Consider the following 7,489-nt stretch of genomic DNA (forward strand, 5'->3'; position numbering starts at 1 on the left):
CGATCTCCCGGCTGGGTGGGTGCGCCCGGGTGGGCCACCCACTCCACGCCGTGGATCCGGCCGTTCTCGTCGCCGAGCGCGGCCACGGCCACGATCGGCGAGCCGGCCGAGATCCGGATCTCGAGACGGGCCTGGGAGAGCGGGTGGTTCTGCCCTCGCACCAGCTCGGCCGTCATCGCCTTCGTCCCCCTGTGTCGTTGTGTGACGTCGTGTGCTGCTCGCCGGGCCCGCCGGTCCGGACCCCCGGGGTGCGTCAGAGCACCGGCAGGATCGCCGGCATCAGGTCCTGGAAGGTGCGGCCGTTGGCCGGGTTGCCCAGGGCCGTCATCGACCAGCCCTGGCCCGCGCGGTGGACCTTGGCCATGATCTGGGCCGTGTACTGGCCGCCGCCGGCGAGCGTGTAGCGGGCGAGCTCCTGGCCGTTGGTCTCGTCTACCAGGCGGCAGAACGCGTTCTGCACCTCCTGGAACGTCTGGCCCGTGAAGGAGTTCACGGTGAAGACGATCTGGTCGATGTGGACCGGGACCCGCGCGAGGTCGACGAGGATCGCCTCGTCGTCGCCGCCCTGGCCGACACCGCCGACGAGGTTGTCACCGGTGTGGCGCACTGAGCCGTCGTCGCTCACCAGGTGGCGGAAGAAGACGACGTCGACCGGCTGCTTGTCCGCGAACAGGACGGCGGAGGCGTCGAGGTCGATCTCTCGCGTGCGCGAGCCGAACAGGCCGCGCCGGGGAGCCGCCTGCCAGCCGAGACCCATGCGAACCGCAGTCAGGCTGCCACCGTCGTTCTTCTGCAGACTGATGGCCTGACCCTTGGTCATGTTGACGGTCACGCGCTGATTCCCCTCTCGAACGTCCCCTGTTGCCGCGTCATCGCGGTTGACCAGAACCCTACGCAGGGGCACTGACAGCGACGTACCCCGGTCCGCACTTTGTGTCGGTCTTGCAACACTGCGCGTACGCGGCACACTGTCAGGCCAGGCCCGCCTCCTTCATCTGGCGCAGTTCCTTCTTCATCTCGGAGACCTCGTCGCGCAGCCGGGCCGCGATCTCGAACTGGAGCTCCGCGGCGGCCGCCCGCATCCGGGCGGTGAGCTCCTCGATCTGCCCGGCCAGTTCGGCCGCGGGGCGGTCGGTCGGCACCGTCTCCTCGGCCTTGCCCTTGCCCTTCGCGGACTTGGCCGCCCCGGCCGCCTTGCCGAGGGAGGGCACGGGCGCCTTGGTGCCCCCGCCGTCCTTCTTCGCCTTGCGGTAACCCGAGCCGAGCAGTTGCTCGGTGTCGATGTCCTCGCGGGCGATCTGGGCGACGATGTCGTTGATCTTCTTGCGCAGCGGCTGGGGGTCGATGCCCCGCTCCGTGTTGTACGCGATCTGCTTCTCTCGGCGCCGGCTGGTCTCCTCGATGGCCTTCTCCATCGCCGGAGTGATCTTGTCGGCGTACATGTGGACCTGTCCGGACACGTTGCGCGCGGCGCGGCCGATGGTCTGGATCAGGGACGTGCCGGAGCGCAGGAAGCCCTCCTTGTCGGCGTCCAGGATCGCCACCAGGGACACCTCGGGCAGGTCGAGGCCCTCGCGCAGGAGGTTGATGCCGACCAGCACGTCGTACTCGCCGGCGCGCAGTTCACGCAGCAGTTCGACCCGGCGGAGGGTGTCGACGTCGCTGTGCAGGTAGCGCACCTGGATGCCCAGCTCCAGGAAGTAGTCCGTGAGGTCTTCGGCCATCTTCTTGGTGAGCGTGGTGACCAGGACGCGCTCGTCCTTCTCGGTGCGCAGCCGGATCTCGTGCACCAGGTCGTCGATCTGGCCCTCGGTGGGCTTGACGACGACTTCCGGGTCGACGAGGCCGGTGGGACGGATGATCTGCTCGACAAAGCCGTCCGAGCGGGACATCTCGTACTTCCCGGGGGTGGCCGACAGGTAGACCGTCTGGCCGATGCGCTCCTGGAACTCCTCCCACTTCAGGGGGCGGTTGTCCAGGGCCGAGGGCAGCCGGAAGCCGTGGTCGACGAGGGTGCGCTTGCGGGAGGCGTCGCCCTCGTACATGGCACCGATCTGCGGGACGGTGACGTGCGACTCGTCGATGACGAGGAGGAAGTCGTCCGGGAAGTAGTCCAGCAGGGTGTTCGGCGGGGAGCCGGGCGAGCGGCCGTCGAAGTGCATCGAGTAGTTCTCCACGCCGGAGCAGCTGCCGATCTGGCGCAGCATCTCGATGTCGTACGTGGTCCGCATGCGCAGGCGCTGGGCCTCCAGCAGCTTGCCCTGCTTCTCCAGCTCCGTGAGGCGCTCGGCCAGCTCCTTCTCGATGTCGTTGACGGCCCGCTCCAGGCGCTCGGGTCCGGCGACGTAGTGGGAGGCCGGGAAGACGTAGAGGTGTTCGTCGTCGCTGATGATCTCGCCGGTGAGCGGGTGCAGGGTGGACAGCGCCTCGATCTCGTCGCCGAACATCTCGATGCGGACGGCCAGCTCCTCGTAGACCGGGAAGATCTCGATGGTGTCGCCGCGGACGCGGAAGGTGCCGCGGGTGAAGGCCAGGTCGTTGCGCGTGTACTGGATGTCCACGAAGCGGCGCAGCAGCTCGTCGCGGTCGATCTCCTCGCCGACGCGGAGGGGGACCATGCGGTCCACGTACTCCTGCGGGGTGCCGAGGCCGTAGATGCAGGAGACCGAGGCGACCACGACGACGTCGCGGCGGGTGAGCAGCGAGTTGGTCGCGGAGTGGCGCAGGCGCTCGACCTCCTCGTTGATCGAGGAGTCCTTCTCGATGTAGGTGTCCGACTGCGGGACGTACGCCTCGGGCTGGTAGTAGTCGTAGTACGAGACGAAGTACTCGACGGCGTTGTTCGGGAGCAGCTCGCGGAACTCGTTGGCCAGCTGGGCGGCCAGCGTCTTGTTCGGCGCCATCACGAGCGTGGGGCGCTGGAGCTTCTCGATCATCCACGCGGTGGTGGCGGACTTGCCGGTGCCGGTCGCGCCGAGCAGCACGACGTCCTTCTCGCCCGCGCCGATGCGCCGGGCGAGGTCGGCGATGGCCGTCGGCTGGTCGCCGTTCGGCTGGTAGGGGCTGACGACCTCGAAAGGCGCCACCGTGCGTTCGATCTTTGAAACGGGCCGCATGGGATCCACCGTACGACCCCGCACTGACAACGGGCTCTGATCAGCGGTTCTGCGGGGTGCGGGACCCCCGGTGCTCCACGGTGCGGCGGGGGCGGAACTGCAGGCGGTGGGCGGAGTGCCGGGCGTGGGTGTGGGCGGGGATGCCGGGCTTGTGCTCGACGGGGACGACGGTGGGCTTCCCCATGACCATCAGCGGGTCGAACATCACCACGACGCCCGCGAGGAGCAGGAAGGCGAGGGGCCCGATCAGCATGGGGGCGAGCAGGCTCGCGGGCGAACCCCCCGTGATGGGTTCGGCCGTGCCGTGCAGGTGGACGCTGAGGGCGGCCATGCCGGTGTAGTGCATGCCGCTCACGGCCAGTCCCATGACGAGGCCGGCGCCCACGCTCCACAGGAAGCCCCTGACCTGGCCGGCGGCCCAGAGGGCGGCGGTCGCGGCGCCCATGGCGATGGCGACGGAGACGCCGACGGTGACGGTGTCGTACTCCAGCTTTCCGTCCAGGCTCATGCTGGCCATGCCGAGGTAGTGCATCGACGCGATGCCCAGGCCTGTGACGGTGCCGCCGGTGAACAGGGCCGTCCCGCGGGGTCCCCGGTAGCCGACGATGAAGATCCCGACGCCCACCATGACGATGGCGACGGCCAGGCTCGCGAAGGTCATCGCCTTGTCGTAGTGGATCGGGGCCCCCCGGACCGTGAACCCCATCATCGCGACGAAGTGCATGGTCCATATGCCGGAGCCGATGGCGGCGGAGCCGAGGGCGAGCCAGCCGGGGCGCCAGGACTGGGCGACGAGCATGGATCTCGTGGTGCAGCGCAGGCCCAGCGCGCCGCCGAGGCAGGCCATGAAGTAGGCCACCAGGGGTGTGACCAGGCCATAGCTGAATCCGTCGACCGTGCCCTGCATGCGCGGCTGCCCTTCCCGCCCTTGTACGTCCCGGAATTCCTGATGTGCGCCCCCTCCCAGGACCGCCACGAGCGGTCAGGGTTGACGCAGAGAGTATGACCCCCACCGGAATGGTCGAACGACTTTCCGGCAAAGAAACACGGCCTTGCCGCAGTTGTGCGGTACCAGTGAGCGGAGTTGGGTCATCTCCGTTCGACGTGTGGCCATCCTGTACCCCTCTCGCGTTGACCCTCTGCTGTCACAGTTGTGCTGTCTGTGATGTCGCCGTTCGCTCGTCGCGAGGAGTACGCATGCATGCGCGCGCTGTTGCCGCCTCGACCACCGCACTCCTGGGGACCGCCGCCCTGCTGTTCCCCGTCTCCCCCGCCCATGCCGCCGGAGGGGGCACGCCGCCGCTGGTCATCGCGCATCGGGGCGCCTCCGCGTACGCGCCCGAGAACACCCTGGCCTCCGTGGACAGAGCGGCGGAGCTGGGCATCCGCTGGGTGGAGAACGACGTGCAGCGCACGAGGGACGGAGAGCTGGTCGTCATCCACGACGACAACCTGCGCCGCACCACCGACGTCGAGGAGGTCTTCCCCGGCCGGGCTCCGTGGAAGGTGCAGGACTTCACCGCCGCGGAGATCGCCCGGCTGGACGCGGGCAGCTGGTTCGGACTCCCGTACGCGGGCGTGCGCGTGCCGACGCTGGAGCAGTTCGTGCACCGCTTGGAGCGCCATCGCCAGAAGCTGCTCCTGGAGATCAAGAACCCCGAGCTGTACCCGGGCATCGAGCGGCAGACGTTGAAGGTCCTCAGCAACGAGGGCTGGCTCGACCGGCCGCACCTGGCGGGCCGGCTGATCGTGCAGAGCTTCAGCGCGGACAGCGTGCGGACCGTGCACGAGCTGAAGCCCGGTGTGAAAACAGGCCTCCTGGGGACGCCGCCGGTGTCGGACCTGCTCGAATGCGCCGAGTTCGCCGACCAGATCAACCCCTCGTACAGCTCGCTCTCCCCGGCGTACGTGTCGTCCGTGCAGGCGTTCGACGGGCCGCACGGCAGGCCGATGAAGGTCTTCGCCTGGACGGTCGACGACGCGAGGACGGCCCGGCGGGTGGCCGGGTACGGGGTCGACGGGATCATCACGAACAAGCCGGACGTGGTGCGAAAGGCCGTGGGCGGCTGATCCGGCGTTCCGCCCGGGCGGCGTTGTCAGTGGTGGGTCCTACTGTGGGCGCATGGACAGCCGAGAGCAGGTCGGGCCGCGAGTCGTCTGGGCGGTCGTCGAGAGCCGGATCGGGCCGTTGCTGCTGGCCGCGAGCCGGGACGGCCTGGTCAACGTCGTGTTCCACGCCACGGACGCGGTGCGGGACCGGGCCGTCGAGCGGCTGGCGTCGCGGTTGGGCACCGAGCCCGTCGAGGCGCCCGGCTCCCCGCTGCTGGCCGAGGCGATACGCCAGGTCGAGGCGTACTTCGCGGGCGAGCGACGCGACTTCGACCTGCCGCTGGACTGGTCGCTGATCTCCGGCTTCAACCGGGAGGTCCTGTGCGAGCTGGCCTCGGGCGTGCCGTACGGCCAGGTGGTCGGCTACGGCGACCTGGCCGTACGGGTCGGTCAGCCGGGCGCCGCCCAGGCCGTGGGCATGGCGATGGGCGCCAATCCGCTGCCGGTGGTGGTGCCCTGTCACCGGGTCGTCGAGAGCGGCGGCGGCATCGGCGGCTTCGGGGGCGGGCTGGAGACCAAGCGGAGGCTGCTCGCGCTGGAAGGGGTACTGCCGGAGCCGCTCTTTTAGGAAGCGAGCCCGATCAGTCGTAGTGCCGGGCCTCGAAGATGTTGCCGTCAGGGTCGCGGAAGTAGAAGCTGCGGGCGGCCTTGCCGCGGGCTCCGAAGGAGTCGTGTGCGAGGTCGGACATCGGTACGGAGCGTTCCTCGAGGCGGCTGAGGAGGGCGTCGAAATCGCCGCGTGGCAGCGACAGGCAGACGTGGTTGACCGGATGGCCCGCGCTTTCGGCGGAGCCGGGCAGCATCGTCATGCGCTCCACGAAGCTCAGCGGCATGAGGTCGAGGATGGTCTCGTCGTTGACGCGCACGGAGGGGAACGGCGCCTCACCCGCCGCGAACTCCGCGAGTCGTACCGCCTCCAGGCCGACGGCCTTCTCATAGAAGTCGGCGGCGGCGAGCGGGTCGCGCACCCAGAGGACGACGTGGTCGAGACGTGGTGTGTGGTCCGTCATGCTCCCCAGGCTCGTGACCACTCCGGCAGCACGCAAGGGTTTGGCCCGGCCCGCCGGTCGCCAGAGATGAGGGAAGACGACTGACCTACTGACAGGAGGCAGGCGCGTGGTGCTGGTGGTGTCCGAAGAAGTGCGGGAGGCGATCGACGCGGGCCGGCCCGTCGTCGCCCTGGAGTCCACGATCATCGCCCACGGGCTGCCCCGGCCGCGCAACCTCCAGGTGGCACTGGAGCTGGAGACGGCCGTACGGCAGGAGGGTGCGGTCCCCGCCACCATCGCCGTGCTGGACGGGCGTCCTCACGTCGGCCTGGACAAAGAGCAGCTGGAACGGGTCGCGAACGAGGACGGGATCCGCAAGCTCGGCCACCGTGACCTGCCGCTCGCGGTGGCGTCGGGGGCGAGCGGGGCGACCACGGTGTCGGCGACCGCGCTGCTGGCGGCGCTGGCGGGCGTGCGGGTCTTCGCGACGGGCGGGCTCGGCGGGGTGCACCGGGAGTGGACGGTGACGCAGGACGAGTCGGCCGACCTGGGTCTGCTGGCGCGCACGCGCATCACGGTGGTGTGTGCCGGGGTGAAGTCGATCCTGGACGTGCCGGCGACCCTGCAGCGGCTGGAGACGCTGGGTGTCGCCGTGGCGGGGTACGGCACCGGCCGATTCCCCGGCTTCTACCTCTCCGACTCGGGGCATCCGGTGGACTGGACGCTGGAAACGGCGGAGCAGGTGGCGGGCGTCATGCGGGCCCAGGACGCACTCGGCGGGCCGGAGTCGGCGCTGATCGTCGCCAACCCCGTCCCCGAGGAGGAGCAGCTCGATCCGGACCTGCACGCGCGCGTGCTCGCGGACGCTCTGCACGCGTGCGAGGAGGAAGGCGTCACCGGGCAGGCGGTCACGCCGTTCCTGCTCGACTATCTGGTGCGGCACACGGACGGCGCCTCCCTGAGCGCCAATCTGGCGGCGGTCCGCGGCAACGTACGCCTCGCGGCACGGATCGCGGCGGCCCGGGCCCGGGGATGACGGCGGTCGGCGGCGCGGGGCCGGGAGGGGGAACCGGCCCCCGGGGCACGGGCTCGGATGTGGGCCGGGGGCTGCTGGTCGTGGGGGACGTCATCACCGACGTCGTCGCGCGGCACCGAGGACCGCTCGCGGCCGGCACGGACACGGCTGCCTCGATCCGGACGGTGGCGGGCGGCGCGGGCGCCAGGGCGAGCGAGAAGACCGTCGAGTGGGAGGACGGCAACACCTACCCGGTCGTC

The 7,489-nt window shown here is 70.1% G+C and carries 7 protein-coding genes and 1 pseudogene; 4 read left to right on the plus strand and 4 right to left on the minus strand.

Annotation, left to right across the window (positions count from 1 at the left end):
* Positions 1–253: 253 nt before the first annotated feature.
* From ABZ281_RS29440 to ABZ281_RS29450, 3 genes are all read right to left on the minus strand, one after another.
* Positions 254–832 (minus strand): TerD family protein, encoded by a 579-nt coding sequence (locus ABZ281_RS29440; RefSeq protein ID WP_031109141.1) that lies wholly within the window; start codon positions 830–832, stop codon positions 254–256.
* A gap of 139 nt (positions 833–971) precedes the next feature.
* Positions 972–3,116, minus strand: a complete 2,145-nt coding sequence (uvrB, locus tag ABZ281_RS29445; RefSeq protein ID WP_356660323.1) for an excinuclease ABC subunit UvrB — start codon at positions 3,114–3,116, stop codon at positions 972–974.
* Positions 3,117–3,156: 40 nt separating this feature from the next.
* Entirely contained in the window at positions 3,157–4,023 is an 867-nt protein-coding gene (locus ABZ281_RS29450) for an MHYT domain-containing protein (protein WP_356660325.1), read from the minus strand.
* A 290-nt stretch (positions 4,024–4,313) separates the two neighbouring features.
* On the opposite strand from ABZ281_RS29450, the gene ABZ281_RS29455 reads away from it, so the two are divergent.
* Together ABZ281_RS29455 and ABZ281_RS29460 are read left to right on the plus strand one after the other, a co-directional pair.
* The gene (locus ABZ281_RS29455; RefSeq protein ID WP_356660327.1) at positions 4,314–5,186 is read left to right on the plus strand and encodes a glycerophosphodiester phosphodiesterase family protein; all 873 of its coding nucleotides are present in this window, start codon (positions 4,314–4,316) and stop codon (positions 5,184–5,186) included.
* 52 nt (positions 5,187–5,238) lie between these two features.
* On the plus strand, positions 5,239–5,793 hold the full coding sequence (locus tag ABZ281_RS29460) for a methylated-DNA--[protein]-cysteine S-methyltransferase (RefSeq protein ID WP_356660329.1): 555 nt from the start codon (positions 5,239–5,241) through the stop codon (positions 5,791–5,793).
* Positions 5,794–5,806: 13 nt separating this feature from the next.
* On the opposite strand, the gene ABZ281_RS29465 is transcribed toward ABZ281_RS29460, so the two are convergent.
* The gene (locus ABZ281_RS29465) at positions 5,807–6,235 is read right to left on the minus strand and encodes a VOC family protein (RefSeq protein WP_356660331.1); all 429 of its coding nucleotides are present in this window, start codon (positions 6,233–6,235) and stop codon (positions 5,807–5,809) included.
* A gap of 106 nt (positions 6,236–6,341) precedes the next feature.
* Here ABZ281_RS29465 and ABZ281_RS29470 point away from each other — a divergent pair, with 106 nt between their 5' ends.
* Positions 6,342–7,250: a pseudouridine-5'-phosphate glycosidase gene (locus ABZ281_RS29470; RefSeq protein WP_356660333.1), complete on the plus strand. Its 909-nt coding sequence runs from the start codon at positions 6,342–6,344 to the stop codon at positions 7,248–7,250.
* A pseudogene (locus ABZ281_RS29475) lies at positions 7,247–7,489 on the plus strand (hypothetical protein); the annotation flags it as partial. The gene ABZ281_RS29470 and the pseudogene ABZ281_RS29475, both read left to right, overlap by 4 nt.

It is taken from the genome of Streptomyces sp. NPDC006265 (assembly GCF_040613555.1).
GTDB lineage: Bacteria > Actinomycetota > Actinomycetes > Streptomycetales > Streptomycetaceae > Streptomyces.

Excerpts from the sequence above, each read along its gene's own strand:
- uvrB (WP_356660323.1), bottom strand. The coding sequence starts at position 3,116 with ATGCGGCCCGTTTCAAAGATCGAACGCACGGTGGCGCCTTTCGAGGTC.
- ABZ281_RS29450 (WP_356660325.1), bottom strand. The coding sequence starts at position 4,023 with ATGCAGGGCACGGTCGACGGATTCAGCTATGGCCTGGTCACACCCCTG.
- ABZ281_RS29455 (WP_356660327.1), top strand. The coding sequence starts at position 4,314 with ATGCATGCGCGCGCTGTTGCCGCCTCGACCACCGCACTCCTGGGGACC.
- ABZ281_RS29460 (WP_356660329.1), top strand. The coding sequence starts at position 5,239 with ATGGACAGCCGAGAGCAGGTCGGGCCGCGAGTCGTCTGGGCGGTCGTC.
- ABZ281_RS29465 (WP_356660331.1), bottom strand. The coding sequence starts at position 6,235 with ATGACGGACCACACACCACGTCTCGACCACGTCGTCCTCTGGGTGCGC.